Consider the following 24280-nt stretch of genomic DNA (forward strand, 5'->3'; position numbering starts at 1 on the left):
CAAGGAGTTTTCCGTTCCGACTGCGCCGGAAGTGGGGCGAATTATAGAGAGATTAAACGGGCCGTCAAGGACTTATTCAATAAAACTGTCATAAAGGTCAAAAAGCCCCTAAAACAAAAGGGGAGGCCTGCCGGCCTCCCCTTCTTTACCCGGCCTTACAGGCTAGGGAAGGCGAACTGCGACGCCTCGTGGCTGGCACGTTGCGGCCAGCGCTGAGTGATCGCCTTGCGGCGGGTGTAGAAACGTACACCGTCCGGACCATAAGCGTGCAGGTCACCGAACAGCGAACGCTTCCAGCCACCGAAGCTGTGATAAGCCACTGGCACCGGCAGCGGCACGTTGACGCCAACCATGCCCACTTCGATCTCGTCGCAGAACAAGCGTGCCGCTTCACCGTCGCGGGTAAAGATGCAGGTGCCGTTACCGTACTCGTGCTCGTTGATCAGGCGCATGGCCTCTTCCAGGCTATCTACCCGAACCACACACAGTACCGGCCCGAAGATCTCTTCTTTATAGATGCGCATGTCCGTGGTCACGCGGTCAAACAGCGTGCCGCCGACAAAGTAGCCATCTTCATTACCGGCAACGCGGTAGCCACGACCGTCCACTACCAGCTGTGCACCGGCAGCAACACCGTCGTCAATGTAGCCAAGCACTTTGTCCCGGGCTGCGGCAGTCACCAGCGGCCCCATGTCCAGGCCACAGCTAGTGCCGGCACCAATCTTCAGAGCCTTGATTTGCGGTTCCAGCTTGGCGATCAGCGCATCGGCGACCTGGTCACCCACGCACACAGCCACGGAGATGGCCATGCAGCGCTCGCCGCAAGAACCGTAGGCTGCGCCCATCAGTGCGCTCACGGCGTTGTCCAGATCAGCGTCCGGCATCAGCACGGCATGGTTCTTCGCGCCGCCCAGTGCCTGAACGCGCTTGCCGCGCTTGGTGCCTTCGGAATAGATGTATTCGGCGATCGGGGTCGAGCCGACGAAGCTCAGGGCCTTGACCTCTGGCGCTTCGATCAGCGCATCGACGGCTTCCTTGTCACCGTGCACCACGTTCAGCACGCCCTTGGGCAGGCCGGCTTCGTGCAGCAGCTGGGCGATCAGCAGGGTCGAGCTAGGGTCGCGCTCCGAAGGCTTGAGGATGAAGCAGTTACCGCAGGCAATCGCCAGCGGGTACATCCACAGCGGCACCATGGCCGGGAAGTTGAACGGGGTGATACCGGCAACCACGCCCAGCGGCTGGAAGTCGGACCAGGCATCGATGTTCGGGCCGACGTTGCGGCTGTACTCGCCCTTGAGCACTTCTGGCGCCGCGCAAGCAAACTCGACGTTCTCGATACCGCGCTTGAGTTCACCCGCAGCGTCTTCCAGGGTTTTGCCGTGCTCTTCGCTGATCAGCTGGGAAATACGCGCTTCGTTCTGCTCCAGCAATTGCTTGAAGCGGAACATCACCTGGGCGCGCTTGGCCGGTGGCGTGTTGCGCCAGGCCGGGAAAGCGGCCTTGGCCGAGTCGATGGCCTGTTGCACGGTTTGCTTGCTGGCCAGGGCGACCTTGTGGATAGCCTGACCCGTGGACGGGTTGAAAACATCGGCGGTGCGCTCGTCGGCAGCAACCAGCTCGCCATTGATCAGATGTTGAACAGTGCTCATGCAAAACTCCAGAAAGGGGGTGAACCTGGACGCGAGCGCGCTCGCGTCCTCTTCTTATATAGGTGTAAAGAATCAGCTGACCTGGTTGATGGCCTCACCGACCGCATCGAACAGGCGATCCAGTTCCTGCGGCTGGCTGTTGAAGGTCGGGCCAAACTGCAGGGTGTCGCCACCGAAGCGCACATAGAAGCCGGCTTGCCACAGCTTCATGGCAATCTCGTACGGACGCACGATGGCATCACCGTCACGGGCGGCAATCTGGATGGCACCGGCCAGGCCGTAGTTACGGATGTCGATGATGTTCTTCGCACCCTTCACGCCGTGCAGCACTTTCTCGAAATGCGGCGCCAGTTCAGCGGCAGCCTGTACCAGGTTTTCCTTCTCCAGCAGATCCAGGGCGGCGATACCGGCAGCGCAAGCAACCGGGTGCGCCGAGTAGGTATAGCCGTGCGGGAATTCCACGGCGTATTCCGGGGTCGGCTGGTTCATGAAGGTTTGATAGATCTCGCTGCTGGCAATCACCGCGCCCATCGGGATGGCACCGTTGGTGACTTGCTTGGCGATGCACATCAGGTCCGGGGTAACGCCAAAGGCTTCGGCACCGGTCATTGCACCCATACGGCCAAAGCCGGTGATGACTTCGTCGAAGATCAGCAGGATGTTGTGCTGGTCGCAGATTTCCCGCAGGCGTTTCAGGTAGCCCTTAGGTGGCGGCAGGACGCCGGCGGAACCCGCCAGTGGCTCGACGATCAGTGCGGCAATGTTGGAAGCATCATGCAGCTCGATCAGCTTGAGCATTTCATCGGCCAGGGCGATACCGCCCTCTTCCGGCATGCCCTTGGTAAAAGCGTTGCTGGCCAGCAGGGTGTGCGGAATATGGTCGACATCGAGCAACTGGCCGAACAGTTTACGGTTGCCGTTGACGCCGCCCAGGCTGGTACCGGCGATGTTCACCCCGTGGTAACCACGGGCACGGCCGATCAGTTTGGTCTTGGTGGCCTGACCTTTCAGGCGCCAGTAAGCGCGCACCATCTTCACCGCAGTGTCAGCGCACTCGGAACCGGAGTTGGTGTAGAAGACGTGGTTAAGGTTGCCCGGGGTCAGCTCGGTGATCTTCTCGGCCAGCTGGAACGACAGCGGGTGACCGAACTGGAAGGCTGGCGAGTAATCGAGCACACCCAACTGGCGCGACACGGCTTCCTGGATCTGCTTGCGGGTGTGACCGGCGCCGCAGGTCCACAGGCCCGACAGCGAGTCATAGATCTTGCGCCCCTTGTCGTCGGTCAGGTAGCTGCCTTCGGCGGCAACGATCAGCCGTGGATCGCGCTGAAAATTGCGGTTGGCGGTGTAGGGCATCCAGTGGGCGTCCAGCTTGAGCTGGCTGGCCAGACCGACAGGAGCGTTTTCAGGCAGATTCATCGGGCAAGTCCTCGCAAGGCAATTGGGCAGCGACAAGTGTTGTTGCCACTAAGTTGTCACGGGGATAAAGTCTGGAAAACCCAACTTTTCTAATCTTCAGATAGACGACTACTAAACTATGAGCCGGCGCCCCGATCCCCTCGCGCAAGTCAGCGACTTTGATATCCGTCTACTGAAGATCTACCGCAGCGTAGTCGAGTGCGGCGGCTTTTCCGCGGCGGAGAACGTCCTCGGCATTGGCCGCTCGGCCATCAGTCAGCAGATGAGCGATCTGGAGCAGCGCCTGGGATTACGCCTGTGCCAGCGCGGGCGCGCCGGATTCTCGCTGACCGAAGAAGGCCGCGAGGTGTATCAATCGGCCCTGCAACTGCTCAGTGCCCTGGAGAGTTTCCGCACCGAGGTCAACGGCCTGCACCAGCACCTGCGCGGAGAGCTGAACATCGGCCTGACCGACAACCTGGTGACCTTGCCGCACATGCGCATCACCCACGCCCTGGCCCAGCTCAAGGACCGCGGCCCGGATGTGCGCATCCAGATTCGCATGATCGCCCCCAGCCAGGTTGAGCAAGGGGTACTCGACGGCAGCCTGCACGTCGGTGTGGTTCCGCAAACCAGTCCGCTGTCGGGACTGGAATATCAGCCGCTGTACAGCGAACGCTCGCTGCTCTATTGCGCCGTGGGCCATCCGCTGTTTTATGCCGACGACCGTCAGCTGGACGACGAACGCCTCAATAGCCAGGACGCCATCGCCCCGACGTTCCGCTTGCCGGCCGATGTCCAGGCGCACTATCAGGCACTCAACTGCACCGCCAGCGCCTCGGACCGCGAAGGCATGGCTTTTCTGATCCTCACCGGGCGCTATATCGGCTACCTGCCGGATCACTACGCCAGCTTCTGGGTACAACAAGGGCGACTGCGCGCACTCAAGCCGAACCAGCGCTTCTATGACCTGAGCCTGTGCTGGGTGACGCGCAAGGGGCGACGTCCGCATCTGGTCCTGGAAAGCTTTCTGGAAAGCCTGGCGGCTACTCGCTGAGGCTCGATGCTGTGGTAGGTTAGCCGATCAGAAGTGATACCCATTGCCTTGTCTGGAACCGTCCATGCCCTTCGAAGTCCCTGCGCATCGTGTCATCGCCCCGGGCAAGCCCGCCGGCCGCATTCGTCAGAAGAACGAGCAAGCCATCATCCAGGCTGCCGAAGACGAGTTCGCCCGTCATGGCTTCAAGGGCACCAGCATGAACACCATCGCCCTCAAGGCCGGGCTGCCCAAGGCGAACCTGCACTACTACTTCACCAACAAACTGAGCCTGTATGTGGCGGTGCTGAGCAACATCATCGAGTTGTGGGACAGCACCTTCAATGCCCTGAACGTCGAGGACGATCCGGCAACGGCGCTGAGCACTTACATCCGCACCAAGATGGAGTTCTCCCGGCGCAATCCCCAGGCTTCGCGGATCTTCGCCATGGAAATCATCAGTGGCGGCCAGTGCCTGAGCGACTATTTCAGCCAGGACTACCGCGAGTGGTTCAAGGGCCGTGCCGGGGTGTTCCAGGCCTGGATCGACGCCGGCAAGATGGACCCGGTCGATCCCGTGCACCTGATTTTCCTGCTCTGGGGCAGTACCCAGCATTATGCGGACTTTGCCACCCAGATCTGCCAGGTCACCGGCCGTAGCCGCCTGACCAAGCAAGACATGGAAGATGCCAGCAACAATCTTATCCACATCATTCTCAAAGGCTGTGGCCTGAAACTTCCCGACTGAACCTGCGTTTATGCCTTTTACCCTGCTCGACACCTGCGAATTTCGCGAAGAGATTCGCAAGAGCCGCTTCATTACCCTGGCAGCGCCGATCAACAGCGCTGCCGAGGCCATGAGCTTCATTGAACAGCACAGCGACCTGGCCGCCACCCACAACTGCTGGGCCTGGAAGCTGGGTGCGCAATACCGCAGCAGCGACGATGGCGAACCCGGCGGCACGGCCGGGCGCCCGATCCTGGCGGCGATCGAAGCCCAGGACTGCGATCAGGTCGTGGTCCTGGTGATCCGCTGGTACGGCGGTATTCAGCTGGGCACCGGCGGTCTGGCCCGCGCTTATGGCGGCGGCGCCAACAAGTGCCTGCAGCAGGCAGAAAAGCGCCTGCTGGTCAGCCGCAGCGAAGTCAGCTGCAGTTGCAGTTTCAGTGAGCTGGCCCTGCTTAAATTGCGCGTGGCGGAAGCCGACGGCCTGGTGCTGGAAGAACACTTCACCGCCAATGGCGTTGATTTGTTGCTGGCTTTGGGTGAAGAACAGATCGAGCCGCTGCAACGCCAGCTGGCCGACCTGAGCCGCGGGCGGATTCTGCTGGAGCGACGCTGAACAATTGCCCACATTCACTGTGGGCCCGGCTGTGGATAACCTCTGGGCATTCGCCTGAGCGCCTTGAACCACGTGGCTTTCAGGCAAACGATCATATTTTGATCAAGATTTGATGACAGCCACTCAAGCGTCGATAAATCAGTTAGTTATCCCCATTTATTACCCAGCGGAGGAAGCCTTCAGGCGCTTATACCCAGCGCTTGGGCTTGCTCACAGATACTGTGGAGCAAGCTGTGGATAAGCCGTGTACCCCTGCGTCAACAGCCTGTTCGGCCACGGTTTGACTAGACTGGTTATTCTTTGATCAACGACGTCCCCATTGAAAGGAGTTCCTTCATGCCCTCGAACAAAACCGCCCTGATCATCGGCGCCTCGCGCGGCCTCGGGCTGGGTCTGGTGCAGCGCCTGGTGGAAGACGGCTGGGATGTCACAGCCACAGTGCGTGACCCGGCCAAGGCCACCCAGCTGACAGAGCTACCGAGAGTCCAGGTGGAAACCCTGGAGATGAACAGCGGCACTCAGCTCGACGCCCTGCAACAACGCCTGCACGGTCAGGTCTTCGACCTGCTGTTCGTCAACGCCGGGGTCATGGGCCCAGGCGACCAAAACGCCGAACGCGCACAGTTGGCCGACGTCGGCGACCTGTTCATGACCAACGCCGTATCGCCGATCCGCGTCGCCCAGCGCTTTGCTCCGCAGTTGCGCAACGATGGCGTGCTGGCGTTCATGAGTTCGATCCTCGGCAGCATCACCATTCCCGACGGCAGCGAGCTGTGCCTGTACAAAGCCAGCAAGGCGGCGCTGAACTCGATGATCAACAGTTTCGTCACCCTGCAACAGCCACAGCAGACTGTGCTGGCCATGCACCCGGGCTGGGTCAAGACCGACATGGGTGGCGAGAATGCCGAAATCGACGTGCTCACCAGCACCCAGGGCATGCTCGAACAGGTCAAGGCCAACGCCGGCAAAGGCGGCCTGTACTTCATCAACTACAAGGGCGACAGCCTGATCTGGTGAAACCGTTCACGGTGGGTGTAGACTCGACACCTCGCCCACCGTGGCGGACCTGGATCAGCAGACAGGGCAACACTGAGCTGGCTAACCTGAACCCACTTTCAGAGGAGCCGGCACCATGCCTGCGACCCGTATCTGGTTGAAAAACCCGCTTGCCATCTTCACCGCCAACAGCCTCGATGCCCGTGGCGGCCTGGTCCTTGAAGACGGCCGTATCACTGAAGTCCTGGCCCTCGGCGAAACCCCGTCCAGCCCCTGTGGACAAATCTTCGACGCCCGCGAGCACGTGGTCCTGCCAGGACTTATCAACACCCACCACCACTTCTACCAGACCCTGACCCGCGCCTGGGCGCCGGTGGTCAACCAACCGCTGTTTCCCTGGCTCAAGACCCTCTACCCGGTCTGGGCCCGCCTGACCCCAGCCAAGCTGGAACTGGCCACCCGCGTAGCCCTGGCTGAATTGCTGCTGTCCGGCTGCACCACGGCGGCCGATCACCATTACCTGTTCCCGGATGGCCTGGAAAACGCCATCGACGTACAGGTCGAGGCCGTGCGCAAGCTCGGTATGCGCGCCATGCTCACCCGCGGTTCGATGAGCCTGGGCGAAGCCGACGGCGGTCTGCCGCCGCAGCAGACGGTGCAACAGGGTGAAGTGATCCTGGCCGACAGCCAGCGACTTATCCACAGCTACCACGAACGTGGCGAGGGCGCGCAAATCCAGATTGCCCTGGCGCCCTGCTCGCCGTTCTCGGTCACTCCAGAAATCATGCGCGCCAGTGCCAGCCTTGCCGAAGAGCTGGATGTGCGCCTGCACACCCACCTGGCCGAAACCCTCGATGAAGAAGACTTCTGCCTGCAACGCTTCGGTCTGCGCACCGTGGATTACCTGGACAGTGTCGGCTGGCTTGGCCCACGTACCTGGCTGGCCCACGGGATTCACTTCAACCCGGACGAAATTGCCCGCCTGGGCGCTGCCGGTACCGGCATCTGCCATTGCCCGAGTTCGAACATGCGCCTGGCCTCGGGCATCTGCCCGACCGTTGACCTGACCAACGCCGGTGCTCCGGTTGGCCTGGGTGTCGACGGGTCCGCCTCCAACGATGCCTCCAATATGATCCTCGAAGCGCGCCAGGCCCTGTACCTGCAGCGCCTGCGTTACGGCGCCGAAGCGATCACTCCGGAACTTGCCCTGGGCTGGGCTACCCGCGGGTCGGCGCAGTTGCTTGGGCGTACCGACATCGGTGAGCTGGCGGTCGGCAAACAGGCTGACCTGGCCCTGTTCAAACTCGACGAGCTGCGCTTCTCCGGCAGTCACGATCCGCTTTCGGCGCTGCTGCTGTGCGGTGCCGACCGTGCCGACCGGGTCATGATTGCCGGCCAGTGGCGAGTAATCGACGGCCAGATCGAAGGCCTGGACGTCCAGGGTCTGATCGCCGATCACCGCCAGGCTGCCGCACAGCTGATTGCCGGCTAAGGCGTCAGAGACCAAGAAACGCCAGCATGATGAAGGTGGCGAACAGCACGAAGTGGGTCATGCCCTCGATCGCGTTGGTTTCGCCATCGTTGAGATTGATCGCGCTGACGATCAGGGTGATGGCGATCATCACCGTCTGCACTGGCGTCATGGCCATCTGAAAGGGCTGGCCGGTGTAGAGCGCCATCGCCTCCATCAGTGGCACGGTCAATATCACCGTGGACAGCGATGCCCCCAGGGCGATATTGACCACCGACTGCATGCGGTTGGCCAGCGCCGCGCGCAGTGCGGTGAGGATCTCCGGCGCTGCGGAAATCGTCGCCACCACAATGGCCATCAGCACCGGCGGCGCACCACTGCCCTCCAGGCCGTAATCCAGAGGATGTGACATCGCCTCCGCCAGCACGCCGATAATCATCACCCCGACGATCAGGATGCTGATCGAACGCACCTTGCTTTCCGGGGCCGGTGATGGATCACGGCGTTTTTTCTGCGGGTAGCTGTAGCTGAAGAAATAGCTGTGGGGCCCCACCTGCATACGCAGGAACAATGCGTAGAGCAGCAGCATCGCGGCAATGGTGAACGCCGAATACAGCTTCCAGTGCTCACGCGCAATGAACTCGGGTACCACCATGGAAACGCCCATGGCGGTCATGATCATCACACTGTAAGTGCGTGCCGAATCATCGTTGTAGGGCTGCTCGCCGTGCTTGAGCCCGCCCATCAGCGCTGCCAGGCCAAGGATCCCGTTGATGTCGAGCATCACCGCCGAGTAGATGGTGTCACGTACCAGCGTGGGCGAGGCCTCATTGCTCATCATGATCGCCAGCACCAGCACCTCGACCATCACCGCGGACAAGGTCAGGATCATCGTGCCGTAAGGATCGCCGACATTCTCCGCCAGCCGTTCGGCATGTTGGGCCACGCGCATCGATGCACAGATGATTGCCACCACCAGCACCAGCCCCGCCACTAACGCGAGCGTGTGACCATGCCCCAGCAGCTGTCCCTGCAGCGGCCAGGCCAGGGCCGCCAGCAGCACAGCCAGTATCAACGGTTTTTCCTGGTTCAGGAGGCTAAGCATCGACGGCCTTGAGCAGGTGGTAGTGGGCAAAGTGACTGTAGTCACTGTAGAAGGTTTCCGGCAAAGGCCACCCGGTCAGCTTTCTCGGCCAGCAGCGAACAACCCTGTAGAATGTTGAAAACCGCACCTGATGAGAAACCGACTTTATGTACGACTGGCTTAACGCGCTGCCCAAGGCAGAATTGCACCTGCACCTGGAAGGATCGCTGGAGCCCGAGCTGCTGTTCGCCCTGGCCGAACGCAACAAGATCGCCCTGCCCTGGAACGACGTCGAAGCCTTGCGCTCGGCCTATGCGTTCAACAACCTGCAGGAGTTTCTCGACCTCTACTACCAGGGCGCCGACGTGCTGCGCACCGAGCAAGACTTCTACGACCTGACCTGGGCCTACCTGTTGCGCTGCAAGGCGCAGAACGTGATCCATACCGAGCCGTTCTTCGACCCGCAAACCCACACTGATCGCGGCATTCCCTTCGAAGTGGTGCTCAATGGCATCAGCGCTGCGCTCAAGGATGGCCAGCAGCAGCTGGGCATCAGCAGCGGCCTGATCCTGAGCTTCCTGCGCCACCTGAGCGAAGACGAAGCGCACAAGACCCTCGACCAGGCCCTGCCGTTTCGCGATGCCTTTATCGCCGTCGGTCTGGACAGCTCGGAAATGGGCCACCCGCCGAGCAAGTTCCAGCGCGTCTTCGACCGCGCCCGTAGCGAAGGCTTCCTGACCGTTGCCCACGCCGGTGAAGAAGGTCCGCCCGAGTACATCTGGGAAGCCATCGACCTGCTCAAGATCCAGCGCATCGACCATGGCGTGCGCGCCATTGAAGACGAGCGCCTGATGCAGCGGATCATCGACGAGCAGATCCCGCTGACCGTCTGCCCGCTGTCCAACACCAAATTGTGCGTGTTCGACCATATGAGCCAGCACAACATCCTCGACATGCTCGAGCGCGGCGTGAAGGTCACGGTGAACTCGGATGATCCAGCGTATTTTGGTGGTTATGTCACCGAAAACTTCCATGCCCTGCATACCCACTTGGGCATGACTCAGGATCAGGCCCGGCGTCTGGCGCAGAACAGCCTGGATGCACGGTTGGTGAAGCCGTAGGGATTAATGGCCGCATCGCGGGGCAAGCCCGCTCCTACAGAAGGAGCGGGTTTGTCTCGACGCTAACCGACTGATTTCAGCGTTAGCGGCTGGGCAATCCGGTTGATCTGATGCAGCCCCGCCGCACTGATCTGCAACCTGCGTGACGTCTCACTCTCGCGGATCCAGCCGGATTGCATGAACAGCTTCAGCAAGCTACTGCCCAATGCACCGCCCAGGTGCGGGCGGTGCTCGCTCCACTCGCTGCAGCAGCGGCAACTGCTGAATCTTCTGTGCTGATAGCGGGCCAACGCCTCAATGTAGATGCCATGGCGGGCAAACTGCGTACGTCCTTCCGGGGTCACTTCGATCTGCTGCTCCAGACCCTCCAGCCAACCGGCGTCGAACAGGCGCTGGTAAAGGTCCGCCGCCAGCTCACCGCCCAGATGATCACCGCACAACCGGGCCCGGCGCATGGACAGGGGAATGCCGACATCCTCCCGGGCCGTGAGCATTTCCCGGGTAGTGACCTGAACACTGGCCAGTGCTTCCACAGCAGCGCCGACTTCAGGCCCGGCAAGCCTGAAATACCGCTTTCTGCCGCGCGGCTCAAGCTTGAGCAAGCCACTGGCCGAGAGCCTTGCCAAATGTGCACAGGCCGAAGAAAGCGTCAGGCCGGTTATGTCTGCCAGTTCATCAGAGGGCCGCGCCATTCCGTCGATCAACGCCCAGAGCATCGCGCTGCGTTTGGGATCAGCAAGCAGGCTGGCAATCTGGCTGATACTTGTAACAGGTTTCATATCTCAACTCCCTGCGAGATCACATCTGAAATCGTTTGAATAACCATGTCGGCAGCATTTACTGCGAGGTTCCCGATGTCAGAACGGCTGGAAGTTGTAGGGTTGACTCACCAGCAGTCAGCCAGTGCTGTAAACCAGGCAAAGATTGAGAAGGAGCGATAACTTGCCGGCCGCTGACATGGAAGTTTCTCTCGCTGGAAACGACTGCTGGATCGATTATAAGCCGCCTCGGCGCAACAAACTCCGCGCTTGCCTGCAGGCAACCGGGTAAAACTACCCTGCTCTGCCAAACCATAGCCATAACGTGTTCGCAGAATGCGCTGGTTAACGTGCGATACGTTTGTTGTAGAACCGCACGCCATACCTGTTCGTTTCAACTTATAAATAACTGGCCATAAAAAAATCAGACACTAAGCCTACAGTTAATGCACTCAGAAACTACAAATAAATCGGCCGATTCTGTAGTACTAGTAGCGCGCTAAAGGCTCACACGCTGCAGTTGTTCAAGCAAAGTCTGGCAGCGCTCCCTGAGCAGATTGCGCAGCAACTGCACCGGCTTACCCAATTGCGCTCGATGCGTGCACATCAGGTTCAGCGGTGCGGCTTCGCCCTCCAGGTGCCCCAACAGCACCTTCAAGCGCCCTGCCTGCACGTCGAAGGCCACATCCAGCCAGGATTTGTAGGCGATTCCCAAGCCGGCCAGCGCCCAGCGGCGAACCACATCGGCATCGTCGCAAAAGCGGTCGCCGCTGACAGTTATCCCGGCTTCAGTTGCTCCCCGGCCAAATCGCCAATGATCGTGAACGCGGCTGCCCAACTGGTAGAGCAGGCAATTGTGCTGAGCCAGATGGGCGACTTCCTTCGGTTCGCCATGTCGGGCCAGGTACGCAGGCGAGGCGCACAGCACACGGCGGTTATCAGCGCACAGCGGCAGTGCCACCAGGCTTGAATCTTCCGGTGTGCCATAGCGCAGCGCAATGTCCGCCGCCTGGCGGAACAGGTCGGCATTGCGGTCGCCCAGCAACAGACGCACCGACAGCTTCGGATGCTCGCGCTGCAGTTCATCCAGCCAGGGCAGCAAGACATTGCGCCCGAAGTCCGACGGCGCAGACAGCTGCAACACGCCACTGACGTCATCCTGCCCCCGTGCCAACTGACGCCGCCCTTCATCCAGGCTGGCCAGGGCATTGCGCGCATGTAACAGAAAGCCCTCGCCTTCGGCGGTCAGGCGCAGGTTGCGGGTAGAGCGGGCCAGCAAGCGCGTACCCAATTGCTGCTCCAGGCGTTTGAGTGCGGCACTGGCCACCGCCGGGGAAAGGTCGAGCAGGCGTGCCGCCGCCGACAGGCTGCCCAGTTCGGCGGTGCGAACGAATAGCTGCAGGTCATCGATTCGCACGAAAAGGCCTCGGCATTATCAAAAAAACATTGAAAGTATCTGTCGTTCTAGCGGCTTTTAACAGGAAGTGAAAGCGCCAATGATGGCGTCCAACGATTTACCCTTGAGGACCTCACACATGAAAGCCATCGCCTACTACCATTCCCTGGCCATTACCGACCCGGCCTCCCTGCAGGACATCGAACTGCCAGTCCCTGAGCCAGGGCCACGGGACCTGCTGGTAGAAGTGCGGGCCATTTCCGTCAACCCGGTGGATACCAAAGTCCGCCAGAACGTGCAGCCTGAAGCTGGCATTGCCAAGGTGCTGGGTTGGGATGTGGCCGGTGTGGTCAAGGCGGTAGGCAGCGAGGTCAGTCTGTTTCAGCCAGGCGACAAGGTTTATTACGCAGGCTCCATCGCCCGGGCCGGAGCCAACAGTGAGCTGCATGTGGTCGACGAGCGCATCGTTGGCCATATGCCCAGGACCCTGAGTTTCGCTGAGGCCGCCGCCCTGCCGCTGACGGCGATCACCGCCTGGGAACTGCTGTTCGAGCGCCTGCAGATTGCTCAAGGGCAAGAGGATTCGGGCCAACGTCTGTTGATCGTCGGCGCCGCCGGTGGCGTCGGCTCGATCCTGACCCAATTGGCCAGCCAGTTGACCGGGCTCACTGTGATCGGGACCGCCTCGCGTCCACAGACCCAGGAATGGGTCCGTCAACTGGGCGCCGACCAGGTGGTCGACCATAGCCAGCCGCTCGCCGAAGCGCTCAAGGCGCAGGGTATCGATTACGTCACCCATGTCGCCAGCCTGACCCAGACCGACCAGCACCTGGCACAACTGGTCGAGGCCTTGGCCCCGCAAGGCAAGCTGGCGCTGATCGATGACCCCAAGCAACTGGACGTCGGCCTGCTCAAGCGCAAAAGCCTGTCGCTGCACTGGGAGTTCATGTACACCCGCTCGCTGTTCGAAACCGCCGACATGATCGAGCAGCACAAGCTGCTCAACCGGGTTGCCGAACTGATCGATACCGGTACCCTCAAGACCACCCTGGGCGAGCATTACGGCACCATCAACGCCGCCAATCTGCGGCGTGCCCACGCCCTGCTGGAAAGCGGTGCGGCCAAGGGCAAGATCGTTCTCGAAGGTTTCTGAAACAAGGTGCCCACTGCGATTTCGGAGTGGGCACGACCGTCAGTCCGACAACTGACTCAGGTCATATCCCTGCAGTACGGCAGCGCTACAATTCTTCAGCCAACGCTAAACCGCAGGTATGCCACGATGATTATTCAAGTCAGTGCATCAGCCCAGAAACCCGGCTGCCCATGGCAGGTTCGGCTGGACCAGCAGGTTGTGAACTTTCGCAGCGAGGCCGAAGCCCGCGCCTTCGTCAACACCTTGCAGGCCCGCTTGCAGGCGCCGCACCCGCTCAAACGGGTCGGCTGAGCTGTACCCGACGGGTGGCCGTCGCCATCGCAACCGCCCCCAGCCCACACAGGCTGATGACCAGCGCCATGGGTACTGCGCTGCCATCGTGCAACACGCCGACCAATGCCGCTGCGCCCGCCGCGACACTGAACTGAATACAGCCCAGTAGCGCCGAAGCGCTCCCGGCCCGTGCGCCTTGTCCGTTCATGGCGCACGCCGAGGCATTGGGGATGATGCAACCGAGGCTGGCAATGCAGATGAACAACGGAATCAGCAACGGCCAGAGTTTGGCCGGTTGCAAGGCGCTGATCGCCAGCAAGGTCAAGCCCGACGCCAGGTACACCCAGACTGCTCGTCTGAGCAAAAAGGCTGGCCCGCGCCTGGCCAGCAGCCGCGCATTGATCTGCGCCACCAGAATGAAACCCGCCGCGTTGCTGCCGAACAGCCAGCCATAGTGCTCCGCGGGCACCCCGTAGAGTTTGATGAAGACGAACGGTGAACCGGCGATATAGGAAAACATCCCGGCAATGGCGATGCCACCGGTCAAGGCGTGACCGATGAAGACCCGATCCTTGAGCAGGCGCCCGTACTGGCGCAAGGCACCGGAAAGCGGCTGGCGTGGCTGGCTGGCCGGCAGGCTTTCCGGCAAGCCCAAAGCGACGGCCAGGGTGCACAGGGCACTGAACAGGGTCAGGGCGACAAAGATCGATTGCCAGCCATACACATTGACCAGCACACCCCCGAGCATCGGTGCCAGGATCGGTGCCAGGCCCATCACCAGAACCAACTGGGAAAACACCTTGGCCGAGGCTATCGCATCGCACTTGTCACTGACGATCGCCCGTGACAGCACCATGCCGGCGCATCCGCCCAGCGCCTGGACGAAGCGTGCCGCGATCAACGCATCGAGGTTGGGCGCAAAGGCGCAAGCGAGTGACGCCAGGGTAAACAGGCAGACGCCAACCAGCAGGGGAACCCTGCGACCGAAACGATCGGCCACCGGCCCATAGGCCAGCTGACCAATGGACAAACCCAGGAAGTAGGCGGCCAGAGTGGTCTGGATATGTTTTTCGTCAGTACCGAAGGCCAGCGCCATCGCTGGAAAGCCTGGCAGGTAAAAATCGATCGCCAGGGGCCCGAACGCACTCAGGGCGCCCAGAATCAGGATGGTTCGCAGGTTCATCGGGAATCCATAGCAGGCTAAGCAAGTTTGCTAGTTTAACCGTCCTGCCGGGGTTTCGCTGCGAAGAGTTGGGCCCGCGCAGTGAATCTTTTATCCACCGCGCGGGCCCGCAGGGGTCAGAGCGCTTCGGCCTGATAGCCTTCTTCGCGGATCAGTTGAAGAATCTGTGGCGCCTGCAGCGAACTTTGCACCTTCACTTGTTTCTGCGCGAGGTCGACTTCAACCACGGCTTCTTCATCCTGAGCCTGCACTGCACGGGTCACGGCCTTGACGCAATGGCCGCAAGTCATTCCTTGAACGTTGAACACTTGCATGGGGACTGCCTCCTGTGGGTTTTGACTCAGTTTCAAGCTTGCCACCGGGGCAAGGTCAAGATCCGCTTGACGCTGCCGGGCTGGAAATCATCGCTCGGGTCGGCCAAGCTGCGAGCCTGACGATTGACGATGCAGGAGTTTCATTTCATGCGCAGGGCAGCTTTCGGCCTTTTCGGTCTGCTGGGTATTTTCGCTGGGCTTCCCCAGGCCAGCGCCGCGGGGCCAAGTGACTACAGCATTCTGATCATCTCCCGCGAACGCCTGGAAGTGGCGACCTCGTGCGAGATCGGTGTGTACATCAATGATCAACTGGCCGGGCGCGTGTTCCAGGAGCAATCGACCTCGTTCAACCTGCCGCCGGGCGACCTCGATGTGCGCCTGCGCTACCTGCCTGGCCAGGCGCCAGGGTGCCAGCCAGGGATCGAGAATCAGCGCAGCAACCACTTGAAGCTGTTGGCCGGGCAGATCAATAAATACCGGGTTGCAGCCGATCAGAATGGCCTCACATTGATCAGAGCCGGACTGGGCTATTGACCTTACCCGCATGGCAAGGTTGATGCTGGTGGCCTGTCCAAGGAGGAGTGCCCATGTCTGCATCTACCACTTTCGATCTGCCGATTGTCGGCATGACCTGCGCCAGCTGTGCTGGCCGGGTCGAGCGCGCCCTGCGTAAAGTCAGCGGCGCCGAACAGGTCAGCGTCAACCTCGCCACCGAACAGGCACGCATTCAAGCACCGGCCGATAGCCTGCCGGCCCTGGTCGAGGCGGTCGAACAGGCCGGCTACCATGTGCCCAACCAGAGCCTGGAGCTGCAAATCGGCGGCATGACCTGCGCCTCCTGCGCCGGCAGGGTCGAACGGGCACTGGCCAAAGTACCCGGCGTACAACAGGTCAGTGTCAACCTGGCCAACGAACGTGCGCACATCCAGATGCTCGGCCAGCTCGACAGCAGCCGCTTGATCGACGCCGTCATCCATGCCGGCTACTCGGCCAGCCTGCCGCAAAGCACCCAGGTCAATCAGGCCGATGCCGAACGCCGCCTGCGCAAGGAGCGCTGGTCGGTGGCCCTGGCGGTATTGCTGGCGCTGCCCCTGGTACTGCCGATGGTGTTGCAGCCTTTCGGTATGCACTGGATGTTGCCGGCCTGGGCGCAGTTCGTCCTCGCCACACCGGTGCAGTTCATTCTCGGCGCACGTTTCTATGTCGCCGCCTGGAAAGCCGTGCGCGCTGGTGCTGGCAACATGGACCTGCTGGTCGCCATCGGGACCAGTGCCGGTTACGGCCTGAGTATCTATGAATGGGCCCAGGCCAGCCCCGGGGTGATGCCGCATCTGTACTTCGAAGCCTCTGCCGTGGTGATTGCCCTGGTGCTGCTCGGCAAATACCTGGAAAGCCGCGCCAAACGCCAGACCGCCAGCGCCATCCGCGCCCTCGAAGCCCTGCGTCCGGAGCGCGCCTTGCTGCTGGTCGATGGCCAGGAACGTGATGTGGCGATCAGCGAACTGCGTCTGCACGACCTGGTCGTGGTCAAACCCGGCGAACGCTTTCCGGTGGATGGTGAAGTCATCGAAGGACAAAGCCATGCTGACGAGGCACTGATCAGCGGCGAAAGCCTGCCGGTACCGAAACAGTCGGGTGACAAGGTCACCGGTGGTGCGATCAACGGCGAAGGCCGCTTGATCGTACGCACCCTGGCCCTGGGTACCGAAACGGTCCTGGCGCGCATCATCCGCCTGGTCGAAGACGCACAAGCGGCCAAGGCACCGATCCAGAAACTGGTGGACCGGGTCAGCCAGGTGTTCGTCCCGGCAGTCTTGGTGCTGGCGCTGATTACCCTGGTCGGCTGGTGGCTGGCCGGCGCACCGATTGAAACCGCCTTGATCAACGCCGTCGCCGTGCTGGTCATCGCCTGTCCCTGCGCACTTGGTCTGGCCACGCCAACGGCGATCATGGCCGGTACCGGGGTCGCCGCTCGCCACGGCATTCTGATCAAGGATGCCGAAGCCCTGGAGCGTGCCCATGCGGTCAACCGGGTGGTGTTCGACAAGACCGGCACCCTGACCTCCGGCAGCCCGCGCATCGTCCACAGCAAGGCGGCGGTCGGCGAACCGGCTCAACTCCTGCAACTGGCCGGCGCCCTGCAGCGCGGCAGCGAGCATCCACTGGCCAAGGCCGTACTCGATGCCTGTGCAGAACAAGGGCTGCTCGTCGCCGACATCAGCAACAGCCAGTCACTGACCGGACGCGGGATCGCCGGCAGCCTGGACGGTCGTGAACTGGCCTTGGGCAACCGTCGTATGCTCGACGAGAGCGGCCTGCAAGCGGGCGACCTGCAAGCCAGTGCCAAAGACTGGGAAGCCGAAGGCCGGACCCTGTCGTGGTTGATCGAACGCAGCCCGCAGCCGCGTGTGCTGGGCCTGTTCGCTTTTGGCGACAGTCTCAAGCCCGGCGCCGGACAGGCCGTGCAGCAACTGGCCGGGCAAGGCATCAGCAGCCACCTGCTGACCGGTGACAACCGCGGCAGCGCCATGGTCGTCGCCCAGGCCCTGGGCATCAATGACGTGCACGCCGAAGTACTGCCTGGCGACAAGGCCGCCCACGTCGCACAGCTCAAGCAGTCGGGGGTGGTGGCGATGGTCGGTGACGGCATCAACGACGCTCCGGCCCTGGCCGCAGCCGATATCGGTATCGCCATGGGAGGTGGCACTGACGTGGCCATGCAGGCCGCCGGCATCACCCTGATGCGCGGTGATCCGCGCCTGGTGCCGGCCGCTCTGGAGATCAGCCGCAAGACCTATGCGAAGATTCGCCAGAACCTGTTCTGGGCCTTCATCTACAACCTGATCGGGATTCCGCTGGCCGCTTTCGGCATGCTTAACCCGGTACTGGCGGGTGCGGCGATGGCGCTGTCGAGTGTCAGTGTGGTCAGCAACGCGCTCTGGCTGAAAACCTGGAAGCCCGAAACCCCACCACAGGACAACGCCCAATGAACATCGGCCAAGCCGCTCGCCGCTCCGGGTTGAGCGCCAAGATGATTCGCTACTACGAGTCGATTGGACTGCTCAAGCCGGCCCTGCGCAGCGACAGCGGTTATCGCTTGTACCAACAGGAAGACTTGCATCGCCTGGCCTTCATCAAGCGCTCGCGCGACCTGGGCTTCTCTCTGGAAGAGGTCGCCCGTCTGCTGACCCTGTGGCAGGACCGCCAGCGCGCCAGTGCCGACGTCAAGGCCCTGGCCAGCCAGCATATCGATGACCTCAACCGGCGCATCGAAGAGCTGGTGAGCCTGCGCGATACCCTGAGCGAACTGGTTGCCCACTGCCAGGGCGACGATCGTCCCGACTGCCCGATCCTCAAGGACCTGGCAGCCGGGGGCAGTTGTTGTCACTGACGGCTTACTGCAACCAGGGTGGAGTAGGCTCTTCTTCCTTGCTCGAACCCCGTTCGGCGTCCTCTCTGATGGCGCGCCGACGGGCTTCGTCAAAGCGCGCGGCATCGATTTCGCGCATAACCCCGTCGATATCGGCGCTGTGCTCGTCCTGGGCGAACTGACCGGTAAGCTCGCTTTCCGGCAACAATTCACCAGCCTGGTACAGGGCCCACATTTCCTGGGCGTAACGGGTGTCCCTGAGCTCCGGAGCAAAACGCCCGAAATAGGCCGCCATGTTGCCGACATCGCGCTCCAGCATGCTGAAGGCGTGGTTGTTGCCTGCCGCATCCACTGCCTGCGGCAGGTCGATGATCACCGGGCCATCGGGCCCGAGCAGCACGTTGAACTCCGACAGGTCACCATGCACAAGGCCGGTGCAGAGCATCAGCACAATCTGGCGGATCACGAACGCGTGGTATTCGCGAGCTTGCTCAGGCTCCAGGTACACATCGTTGAGCCGTGGGGCGGCATCGCCGTACTCGTCGGCCACCAGCTCCATCAGCAGCACGCCGTCGAGAAAGTCGTAAGGCCGTGGTACGCGCACGCCGGCATTGGCCAGGCGGAACAAGGCCGCCACTTCGGCATTCTGCCAGGCGTCCTCGGCTTCCTTGCGGCCGTACTTGGAACCTTTGGCCATGGCCCGGGCCTGGCGGCTATTGCGTACCTTGCGCCCTTCCTGGTATTCGGCGGCCTGGCGGAAGCTGCGTTTGTTGGCTTCCTTGTAGACCTTGGCACAGCGCAATTCCTTTCCGCAGCGCACCACGTACACGGCGGCCTCCTTGCCACTCATCAACGGTCGCAGTACTTCGTCGACCAGTCCATCTTCAACCAGTGGTTCAATGCGTTTTGGAGTCTTCATCGGCTTTTGTCGGGGGTCCTGTTCTGCCAGACACGAGATTTTTTGTAGGTCACCGGTGCTGCACCGGATTGTCGCTGTAGCAAGACCGCACTGCGTTGTAACGGCAATCGGTCAGACTTGCCATAGTTTTTGTAAATGTTGGTGCCCAATCGTTCACAAAAATCACCAGATTTCTTTACCGCACTACAGTCGCATGCCTCCCGGGGTGAAACCGAACAGGCTTTTGAACGCTGCAATGTAGGCCGAGGTGGAGTCATAACCGCAGCCCAGCGCAGCTTCGGTGACGCTCTGCCCGGCCTCCAGCGTTGTCAGCGACGATAGCAGGCGCATGCGCTGGCGCCAGCCACGAAAGCTCAGGCCGGTCTCGCGCTGGAACAGGCGCATCAGGGTCTTTTCCGAGGTATTCAAGCGCTGTGCCCACTGCCCCAGGGTTTGTCCCTGGTCCGGGTGGGCGAGCAATTCGTTGCACAGTTCAAGCAAACGTGGATGCTGCGGCAACGGCAAGGAAAAGCCCACCTCCGGCAAGGCCTGCAACTGGTCCAGCAACACCGCCACCAGCCGCGCCTCAGCGCTGTCGCCTTCGGCATAGTCGACCGGCAGCAGACAGAACTGCTTGATCAGCTCGCGCGCCAGTGGCGTGACTTCCAGCACCCGGCACTGCCCCGGCGCCCAGCAAGCTTCTTCACGGCGCACATACAGGCTGCGCATCTCGGCCTGCATCGAGGTCACCACCTCGTGTTCAACCCCAGGCGGAATCCAGACGCCCCACTGCGGCGGCGCGAAGTAGCTGCCCTCGGCGGTGTACACCCCCAGCACACCACTGATCGCGTAGGAGAACTGCACCCAGTCATGCTGATGACGTGGCGTCCAGGAGCCGGCCCCGAGGCTTTCCGCCCGCGCATATAGCGCCCGCGGCAGGCGCTCGAGCACAGGAATCGGACGCGGTGAAGGTTGTTGTCCGTTTATCGGCATCACTTGGCCTTATGTCGCAAGACGGCAATCATGCGTCGAGCGTAGCCTTTGCGCTCAATGATTACAAAATGATTCGAAGGCCCGCCGATGCAAGCGCTCAAACACCTTAAACGCGTGGTAACCGACTGGTTCCTCTGCGGCATGTTCCTCGCCACCTTCCTGGCCTGGCTGTTCCCCGATGTTGGCCGCAGCGGCGGAGCAATGCATGCCGAATACCTGATCAATGGCGGGGTGTTCCTGGTGTTCTTCCTGCACGGTATCAACCTGTCCAGCGAGCAGATTGGCCGCGGCCTGAAGAATGGCCGCCTGCATCTGATGGTGCAGGGTTTTACCTTCGTGGTCTTCCCCCTGCTCTGGTGGCTGGCGGACAAGCTGCTTGGCAGTCATGTACCGGCGCTGCTGATGCTGGGCTTTTTCTATCTGTGCGCCCTGCCCTCGACCATCTCGTCTTCGGTGGCCCTGACCGGCAGCGCTGGCGGCAATGTGCCGGCGGCGATCCTCAATGCCAGCCTGTCCAGTGTCCTCGGGATCTTCATCACGCCCTGGCTGGTCAGCCTGGTGGTCGGCACCGGCAGCAACGGCATCGACCTCGGCGCCACCCTGCTCGACCTCTGTGCCTTGTTGTTGCTGCCGCTGGTGCTCGGCCAGTTGTTGCGTCCCTGGCTGGGGCGCTTCTTCGCCCGGCACAAGCGTTACACCAACATCCTCGACAAACTGGTGATCCTGCTGCTGGTCTATGCCGCCTTCTGCAACTCGATGGTTTCGGGCATGTGGCAGCAGCAAGGCAGTGCAGTATTGCTTACCGCGTTTCTGGGCAGTGCCCTGTTGCTGGCGCTGATTCTCTGGTTGACCACCCGCACTGCCCGGGCCCTGCGTTTGAGCCCGAGCGATGAAGTGGCAGCGGTGTTCTGTGCCAGCAAGAAATCCCTGGCCGCCGGTGCACCGATGGCCGCACTGATCTTCGGCGCGCATCCGGGCCTGGGCCTGATCCTGCTGCCGATCATGATCTATCATCCGCTGCAGCTGATCGTCTGCTCGATCATGGCCGAACACTATGCCAATCGTCCGGCCCCCATCACTGCGGGCACATTGCTCAGCGCTCGATGATCGCCGTCACGCCCTGACCACCGGCGGCGCAGATCGAAATCAGGCCACGGCCCTTGCCGGCGGTGGCCAGCAGTTTGGCCATGTTGGCCAGGATGCGCCCACCGGTAGCGGCAAACGGGTGCCCGGCCGCCAATGAACTGCCCTTGACGTTGAGCTTGCTGCGATCGATCGCCCCCAGCGCTTCGCCCAGCCCCAGGCGGCGCTGACAGTAGTCGGGATCTTCCCAGGCCTTGAGGGTGCACAGCACCTGAGCGGCGAAGGCTTCGTGAATCTCGTAGTAATCGAAATCCTGCAGACTCAGACCGTTGCGCGCCAGCAAACGTGGCACCGCGTAGGCCGGTGCCATCAGCAGCCCTTCCTGACCTTTGACGAAGTCCACCGCAGCGGTTTCACCGTCGACCAGATAGGCCAGCACCTCAAGCTGGTGTTCATGGGCCCACTCTTCACTGCCCAGCAACACCACAGAAGCGCCATCGGTGAGCGGCGTGGAGTTGCCGGCGGTGAGGGTGCCCTTGTCGCTACGCTCGAATACCGGCTTGAGGCTGGCGAGCTTCTCCAGGGTCAGGTCGGCGCGCAGGTTGTTGTCGCGGGTCAGGCCGAGAAAAGGCGTGAGCAGATCGTCATGCCAGCCCTCGGCATAGGCCGCTGCCATGTGTTGGTGACTGAGCAGCGCCAGCTGGTCCTGATCTACTCGGGGAATTTTCCAGGTCTGCGCCATCAGCTCGCAATGCTGCCCCATGGACAGCCCCGTGCGCGGCTCGCCATTGCGTGGCAGCTCCGGCTTCAGGTGCCCTGGACGCAACTGTAGAAACGCCTTGAGCTTGTCTGCCAGGGTCTTGCCGCGATTGGCCTGAAGCAGTATCCGGCGCAAACCTTCATTGACCGCGATGGGCGCATCGGAGGTGGTGTCGACGCCACCGGCAATCGCGCTGTCGATCTGCCCCAAAGCGATCTTGTTGGCCACCAGCAAGGCGGTTTCCAGCCCGGTGCCACAGGCCTGCTGCAGATCGTAAGCCGGGGTTTGCGCCGACAGCCGCGAACCGAGCACGCACTCGCGGGTCAGGTTCATGTCCCGTGAATGTTTGAGCACCGCCCCGGCGGCGACCTCGCCCAGTTGCAGGCCATGCAGCCCGAAGCGCTCGATCAGCCCTTCGAGGGCTGCCGTGAGCATCGCCTGGTTGCTGGCTGTGGCGTAGGCACCGTTGGAACGGGCGAAAGGAATCCGGTTGCCGCCAATGATTGCGACCCGGCGCAATGAGCGCATGCGAAACGTCCTCTTTGCACGAAGCAGTCCGCTACAGCGTAGGTGTTTTTTCAGCGTTCGAACGACCAACGGCCAAAGATGGTCCACACTTTGAAGCTTATTTCAGGGAGAGCCGCACATGAGCGACCGCTATATCGACTTCGCCAACTCCGATCTCGGCCGCCGCCTGGTCGGTGCCGTCGGTTTGCCCAGCCCTGCTCGCCTGGAACGCTGGCAGGCCGGCCGTCTGCGCCCGGTCGAAGGCGCGTTGCTGCTCGGCGGCGGCCCCCTGGCGAACAAAGTCGAGGCGTTTGCCCAACGCCTGACCGATGAAATTTACAGTTTCGCCAGCCCCGACCTGAACGCCACCGAATGGGTCGCGGGCCTTGGCCCCAAGCTCAAGGCCGTGGTGTTCGACGCCAGCGAGCTGGACGACATTGACCAGCTCAAGCAACTGCGCGAGTTCTTCCAGCCGCTGCTGCGCAGCCTGGCGCCCTGCGCCCATGTGGTGATCCTCGGGCGGGCGCCGGAACAGCTTGATGACCCGCTGGCGCAAGTCGCCCAACGCGCCCTGGAAGGCTTCAGTCGTTCACTGGCCAAGGAGCTGCGCGCCGGGGGCACCCTGCAGTTGCTGTACGTCAGTGACGATGCTGAAGACCAGCTCGAAGGCGCCTTGCGCTTTTTTCTCTCGCCCAAGAGCGCCTTCGTTTCCGGTCAGGTCCTGCGCCTGCAGTCCTGCGCCACGCAGGTGCAGGACTGGACCCGGCCGTTGGCCGGGCGCAAGGCGCTGGTCACCGGGGCGGCGCGCGGCATCGGCGCGGCCATTGCCGAAACCCTGGCCCGCGACGGCGCCGAAGTCGTGCTGCTTGATGTACCCCAGGCCAAAACTGACCTTGAGGCCCTCGCCGCACGCCTCGGCGGGCGCAGCCTGGCGCTGGACATCTGCGCCGCCGACGCCCCCGCGCAACTGCTCGAAGGGCTCCCGGGCGGCATCGACATCGTCGTGCACAACGCCGGCATCACCCGCGACAAAACCCTGGCCAATATGACCCCCGAATACTGGGACTCGGTGCTGGCGGTCAATCTCAAGGCGCCGCAGTTGCTGACCCAGGCGCTGTTCGACAGCGGCGCCCTGCATGACCACGCGCGCATCGTGCTGCTGGCCTCGATCAGCGGTATCGCCGGCAACCGCGGCCAATCCAACTACGCCGCCAGCAAGGCCGGGCTGATCGGCCTGGCCCAGGCCTGGGCGCCGAAACTGGCTGCGCGCGGTAGCAGTATCAACGCGGTGGCCCCCGGTTTTATCGAAACCCGCATGACCGCCGCCATTCCCTTCGCCCTGCGCGAAGCCGGACGGCGCATGAGTTCCCTGGGTCAGGGCGGCCTGCCCCAGGACGTCGCCGAAGCCATCGCCTGGCTGGTGCAACCTGGCTCCGGCGCGGTCAATGGCCAGGTGCTGCGCGTCTGCGGCCAGGCCGTGATGGGGGCCTGAAC

At 62.1% G+C, this 24280-nt stretch carries 23 protein-coding genes; 13 read left to right on the forward strand and 10 right to left on the reverse strand.

Annotated elements, in window-relative coordinates; all coding sequences use genetic code 11:
* Nucleotides 1–155: 155 nt before the first annotated feature.
* Together AC07OF_RS18095 and aptA are read right to left on the reverse strand one after the other, a co-directional pair.
* Nucleotides 156–1649 carry a CoA-acylating methylmalonate-semialdehyde dehydrogenase gene (locus AC07OF_RS18095; RefSeq protein WP_038614971.1) on the reverse strand — a complete coding sequence of 498 codons (1494 nt, stop codon included), beginning with the start codon at nucleotides 1647–1649 and terminating at the stop codon, nucleotides 156–158.
* 72 nt (nucleotides 1650–1721) lie between these two features.
* Complete coding sequence (aptA, locus tag AC07OF_RS18100; RefSeq protein ID WP_038614973.1) at nucleotides 1722–3068, reverse strand: omega-aminotransferase AptA; 1347 nt, start codon at nucleotides 3066–3068, stop codon at nucleotides 1722–1724.
* Nucleotides 3069–3186: 118 nt separating this feature from the next.
* On the opposite strand from aptA, the gene AC07OF_RS18105 reads away from it, so the two are divergent.
* The 5 genes from AC07OF_RS18105 (at nucleotide 3187) to AC07OF_RS18125 (ending at nucleotide 7914) form a co-directional block, all read left to right on the forward strand.
* Nucleotides 3187–4104, forward strand: coding sequence for a LysR family transcriptional regulator (locus AC07OF_RS18105; RefSeq protein ID WP_038614975.1), 918 nt, complete (start codon nucleotides 3187–3189; stop codon nucleotides 4102–4104).
* Between the two features lie 64 nt (nucleotides 4105–4168).
* The gene (locus AC07OF_RS18110) at nucleotides 4169–4831 is read left to right on the forward strand and encodes a TetR/AcrR family transcriptional regulator (protein ID WP_157194338.1); all 663 of its coding nucleotides are present in this window, start codon (nucleotides 4169–4171) and stop codon (nucleotides 4829–4831) included.
* A 10-nt stretch (nucleotides 4832–4841) separates the two neighbouring features.
* A complete protein-coding gene (locus AC07OF_RS18115; protein WP_038614979.1) occupies nucleotides 4842–5426 on the forward strand; it encodes an IMPACT family protein in 585 nt (194 codons plus the stop codon).
* 336 nt (nucleotides 5427–5762) lie between these two features.
* The gene (locus AC07OF_RS18120; RefSeq protein WP_157194339.1) at nucleotides 5763–6443 is read left to right on the forward strand and encodes an SDR family oxidoreductase; all 681 of its coding nucleotides are present in this window, start codon (nucleotides 5763–5765) and stop codon (nucleotides 6441–6443) included.
* Between the two features lie 115 nt (nucleotides 6444–6558).
* Nucleotides 6559–7914 carry an 8-oxoguanine deaminase gene (locus AC07OF_RS18125; RefSeq protein WP_157194340.1) on the forward strand — a complete coding sequence of 452 codons (1356 nt, stop codon included), beginning with the start codon at nucleotides 6559–6561 and terminating at the stop codon, nucleotides 7912–7914.
* Between the two features lie 4 nt (nucleotides 7915–7918).
* Here AC07OF_RS18125 and AC07OF_RS18130 read toward each other — a convergent pair whose 3' ends face one another.
* Nucleotides 7919–8998, reverse strand: a complete 1080-nt coding sequence (locus tag AC07OF_RS18130) for a calcium:cation antiporter (protein ID WP_157194341.1) — start codon at nucleotides 8996–8998, stop codon at nucleotides 7919–7921.
* A 146-nt stretch (nucleotides 8999–9144) separates the two neighbouring features.
* On the opposite strand from AC07OF_RS18130, the gene AC07OF_RS18135 reads away from it, so the two are divergent.
* Nucleotides 9145–10098 carry an adenosine deaminase gene (locus AC07OF_RS18135; protein ID WP_157194342.1) on the forward strand — a complete coding sequence of 318 codons (954 nt, stop codon included), beginning with the start codon at nucleotides 9145–9147 and terminating at the stop codon, nucleotides 10096–10098.
* A 62-nt stretch (nucleotides 10099–10160) separates the two neighbouring features.
* Here the strand turns inward: AC07OF_RS18135 and AC07OF_RS18140 are convergent, their stop codons facing one another.
* Complete coding sequence (locus AC07OF_RS18140) at nucleotides 10161–10877, reverse strand: ArsR/SmtB family transcription factor (RefSeq protein ID WP_157194343.1); 717 nt, start codon at nucleotides 10875–10877, stop codon at nucleotides 10161–10163.
* A gap of 478 nt (nucleotides 10878–11355) precedes the next feature.
* Nucleotides 11356–12273, reverse strand: a complete 918-nt coding sequence (gene vimR, locus AC07OF_RS18145) for a transcription regulator VimR (protein WP_157194344.1) — start codon at nucleotides 12271–12273, stop codon at nucleotides 11356–11358.
* 118 nt (nucleotides 12274–12391) lie between these two features.
* Between vimR and AC07OF_RS18150 the strand changes: the two genes are divergently transcribed.
* Both AC07OF_RS18150 and AC07OF_RS18155 read left to right on the forward strand, forming a co-directional pair.
* Nucleotides 12392–13405 (forward strand): zinc-binding alcohol dehydrogenase family protein, encoded by a 1014-nt coding sequence (locus tag AC07OF_RS18150; protein ID WP_157194345.1) that lies wholly within the window; start codon nucleotides 12392–12394, stop codon nucleotides 13403–13405.
* Nucleotides 13406–13531: 126 nt separating this feature from the next.
* A complete protein-coding gene (locus tag AC07OF_RS18155) occupies nucleotides 13532–13696 on the forward strand; it encodes a hypothetical protein (RefSeq protein ID WP_167335130.1) in 165 nt (54 codons plus the stop codon).
* Here AC07OF_RS18155 and AC07OF_RS18160 read toward each other — a convergent pair.
* Both AC07OF_RS18160 and AC07OF_RS18165 read right to left on the reverse strand, forming a co-directional pair.
* The gene (locus AC07OF_RS18160) at nucleotides 13680–14861 is read right to left on the reverse strand and encodes a multidrug effflux MFS transporter (RefSeq protein ID WP_476446058.1); all 1182 of its coding nucleotides are present in this window, start codon (nucleotides 14859–14861) and stop codon (nucleotides 13680–13682) included. The two genes, AC07OF_RS18155 and AC07OF_RS18160, sit on opposite strands and share 17 nt — an antisense overlap.
* 116 nt (nucleotides 14862–14977) lie before the next feature.
* Nucleotides 14978–15175 (reverse strand): heavy-metal-associated domain-containing protein, encoded by a 198-nt coding sequence (locus tag AC07OF_RS18165; RefSeq protein WP_038615001.1) that lies wholly within the window; start codon nucleotides 15173–15175, stop codon nucleotides 14978–14980.
* A 147-nt stretch (nucleotides 15176–15322) separates the two neighbouring features.
* Between AC07OF_RS18165 and AC07OF_RS18170 the strand changes: the two genes are divergently transcribed.
* The 3 genes from AC07OF_RS18170 to cueR are packed head-to-tail and all read left to right on the forward strand — an operon-like array spanning nucleotide 15323 to nucleotide 18566.
* Complete coding sequence (locus AC07OF_RS18170; RefSeq protein ID WP_157194347.1) at nucleotides 15323–15709, forward strand: hypothetical protein; 387 nt, start codon at nucleotides 15323–15325, stop codon at nucleotides 15707–15709.
* Between the two features lie 53 nt (nucleotides 15710–15762).
* Complete coding sequence (locus tag AC07OF_RS18175) at nucleotides 15763–18165, forward strand: heavy metal translocating P-type ATPase (protein ID WP_157194348.1); 2403 nt, start codon at nucleotides 15763–15765, stop codon at nucleotides 18163–18165.
* Nucleotides 18162–18566 (forward strand): Cu(I)-responsive transcriptional regulator, encoded by a 405-nt coding sequence (gene cueR, locus AC07OF_RS18180; protein WP_038615006.1) that lies wholly within the window; start codon nucleotides 18162–18164, stop codon nucleotides 18564–18566. Before AC07OF_RS18175 ends, cueR begins: the two co-directional genes overlap by 4 nt.
* 4 nt (nucleotides 18567–18570) lie before the next feature.
* Here the strand turns inward: cueR and AC07OF_RS18185 are convergent, their stop codons facing one another.
* Both AC07OF_RS18185 and AC07OF_RS18190 read right to left on the reverse strand, forming a co-directional pair.
* Complete coding sequence (locus AC07OF_RS18185) at nucleotides 18571–19464, reverse strand: PA4780 family RIO1-like protein kinase (RefSeq protein WP_038615008.1); 894 nt, start codon at nucleotides 19462–19464, stop codon at nucleotides 18571–18573.
* Nucleotides 19465–19647: 183 nt separating this feature from the next.
* The gene (locus AC07OF_RS18190; RefSeq protein WP_157194349.1) at nucleotides 19648–20436 is read right to left on the reverse strand and encodes an AraC family transcriptional regulator; all 789 of its coding nucleotides are present in this window, start codon (nucleotides 20434–20436) and stop codon (nucleotides 19648–19650) included.
* 87 nt (nucleotides 20437–20523) lie between these two features.
* On the opposite strand from AC07OF_RS18190, the gene AC07OF_RS18195 reads away from it, so the two are divergent.
* On the forward strand, nucleotides 20524–21543 hold the full coding sequence (locus AC07OF_RS18195; RefSeq protein WP_495073292.1) for a bile acid:sodium symporter family protein: 1020 nt from the start codon (nucleotides 20524–20526) through the stop codon (nucleotides 21541–21543).
* Here AC07OF_RS18195 and AC07OF_RS18200 read toward each other — a convergent pair.
* Entirely contained in the window at nucleotides 21530–22807 is a 1278-nt protein-coding gene (locus tag AC07OF_RS18200) for an acetyl-CoA C-acetyltransferase (RefSeq protein ID WP_157194351.1), read from the reverse strand. The genes AC07OF_RS18195 and AC07OF_RS18200 overlap by 14 nt on opposite strands.
* A gap of 118 nt (nucleotides 22808–22925) precedes the next feature.
* Between AC07OF_RS18200 and AC07OF_RS18205 the strand changes: the two genes are divergently transcribed.
* Nucleotides 22926–24278 carry a 3-oxoacyl-ACP reductase gene (locus AC07OF_RS18205; protein WP_157194352.1) on the forward strand — a complete coding sequence of 451 codons (1353 nt, stop codon included), beginning with the start codon at nucleotides 22926–22928 and terminating at the stop codon, nucleotides 24276–24278.
* Nucleotides 24279–24280: the final 2 nt, after the last annotated feature.

This window comes from Pseudomonas sp. GW821-FHT10B02 (genome assembly GCF_059415665.1).

What these genes read in the sequence shown, in the direction of transcription:
- AC07OF_RS18095 (WP_038614971.1), bottom strand. Translation starts at nt 1,649, where the DNA reads ATGAGCACTGTTCAACATCTGATCAATGGCGAGCTGGTTGCTGCCGAC.
- aptA (WP_038614973.1), bottom strand. Translation starts at nt 3,068, where the DNA reads ATGAATCTGCCTGAAAACGCTCCTGTCGGTCTGGCCAGCCAGCTCAAG.
- AC07OF_RS18105 (WP_038614975.1), top strand. Translation starts at nt 3,187, where the DNA reads ATGAGCCGGCGCCCCGATCCCCTCGCGCAAGTCAGCGACTTTGATATC.
- AC07OF_RS18110 (WP_157194338.1), top strand. Translation starts at nt 4,169, where the DNA reads ATGCCCTTCGAAGTCCCTGCGCATCGTGTCATCGCCCCGGGCAAGCCC.
- AC07OF_RS18115 (WP_038614979.1), top strand. Translation starts at nt 4,842, where the DNA reads ATGCCTTTTACCCTGCTCGACACCTGCGAATTTCGCGAAGAGATTCGC.
- AC07OF_RS18120 (WP_157194339.1), top strand. Translation starts at nt 5,763, where the DNA reads ATGCCCTCGAACAAAACCGCCCTGATCATCGGCGCCTCGCGCGGCCTC.
- AC07OF_RS18125 (WP_157194340.1), top strand. Translation starts at nt 6,559, where the DNA reads ATGCCTGCGACCCGTATCTGGTTGAAAAACCCGCTTGCCATCTTCACC.
- AC07OF_RS18130 (WP_157194341.1), bottom strand. Translation starts at nt 8,998, where the DNA reads ATGCTTAGCCTCCTGAACCAGGAAAAACCGTTGATACTGGCTGTGCTG.
- AC07OF_RS18135 (WP_157194342.1), top strand. Translation starts at nt 9,145, where the DNA reads ATGTACGACTGGCTTAACGCGCTGCCCAAGGCAGAATTGCACCTGCAC.
- AC07OF_RS18140 (WP_157194343.1), bottom strand. Translation starts at nt 10,877, where the DNA reads ATGAAACCTGTTACAAGTATCAGCCAGATTGCCAGCCTGCTTGCTGAT.
- AC07OF_RS18150 (WP_157194345.1), top strand. Translation starts at nt 12,392, where the DNA reads ATGAAAGCCATCGCCTACTACCATTCCCTGGCCATTACCGACCCGGCC.
- AC07OF_RS18155 (WP_167335130.1), top strand. Translation starts at nt 13,532, where the DNA reads ATGATTATTCAAGTCAGTGCATCAGCCCAGAAACCCGGCTGCCCATGG.
- AC07OF_RS18160 (WP_476446058.1), bottom strand. Translation starts at nt 14,861, where the DNA reads ATGAACCTGCGAACCATCCTGATTCTGGGCGCCCTGAGTGCGTTCGGG.
- AC07OF_RS18165 (WP_038615001.1), bottom strand. Translation starts at nt 15,175, where the DNA reads ATGCAAGTGTTCAACGTTCAAGGAATGACTTGCGGCCATTGCGTCAAG.
- AC07OF_RS18170 (WP_157194347.1), top strand. Translation starts at nt 15,323, where the DNA reads ATGCGCAGGGCAGCTTTCGGCCTTTTCGGTCTGCTGGGTATTTTCGCT.
- AC07OF_RS18175 (WP_157194348.1), top strand. Translation starts at nt 15,763, where the DNA reads ATGTCTGCATCTACCACTTTCGATCTGCCGATTGTCGGCATGACCTGC.
- cueR (WP_038615006.1), top strand. Translation starts at nt 18,162, where the DNA reads ATGAACATCGGCCAAGCCGCTCGCCGCTCCGGGTTGAGCGCCAAGATG.
- AC07OF_RS18185 (WP_038615008.1), bottom strand. Translation starts at nt 19,464, where the DNA reads ATGAAGACTCCAAAACGCATTGAACCACTGGTTGAAGATGGACTGGTC.
- AC07OF_RS18190 (WP_157194349.1), bottom strand. Translation starts at nt 20,436, where the DNA reads ATGCCGATAAACGGACAACAACCTTCACCGCGTCCGATTCCTGTGCTC.
- AC07OF_RS18195 (WP_495073292.1), top strand. Translation starts at nt 20,524, where the DNA reads ATGCAAGCGCTCAAACACCTTAAACGCGTGGTAACCGACTGGTTCCTC.
- AC07OF_RS18200 (WP_157194351.1), bottom strand. Translation starts at nt 22,807, where the DNA reads ATGCGCTCATTGCGCCGGGTCGCAATCATTGGCGGCAACCGGATTCCT.
- AC07OF_RS18205 (WP_157194352.1), top strand. Translation starts at nt 22,926, where the DNA reads ATGAGCGACCGCTATATCGACTTCGCCAACTCCGATCTCGGCCGCCGC.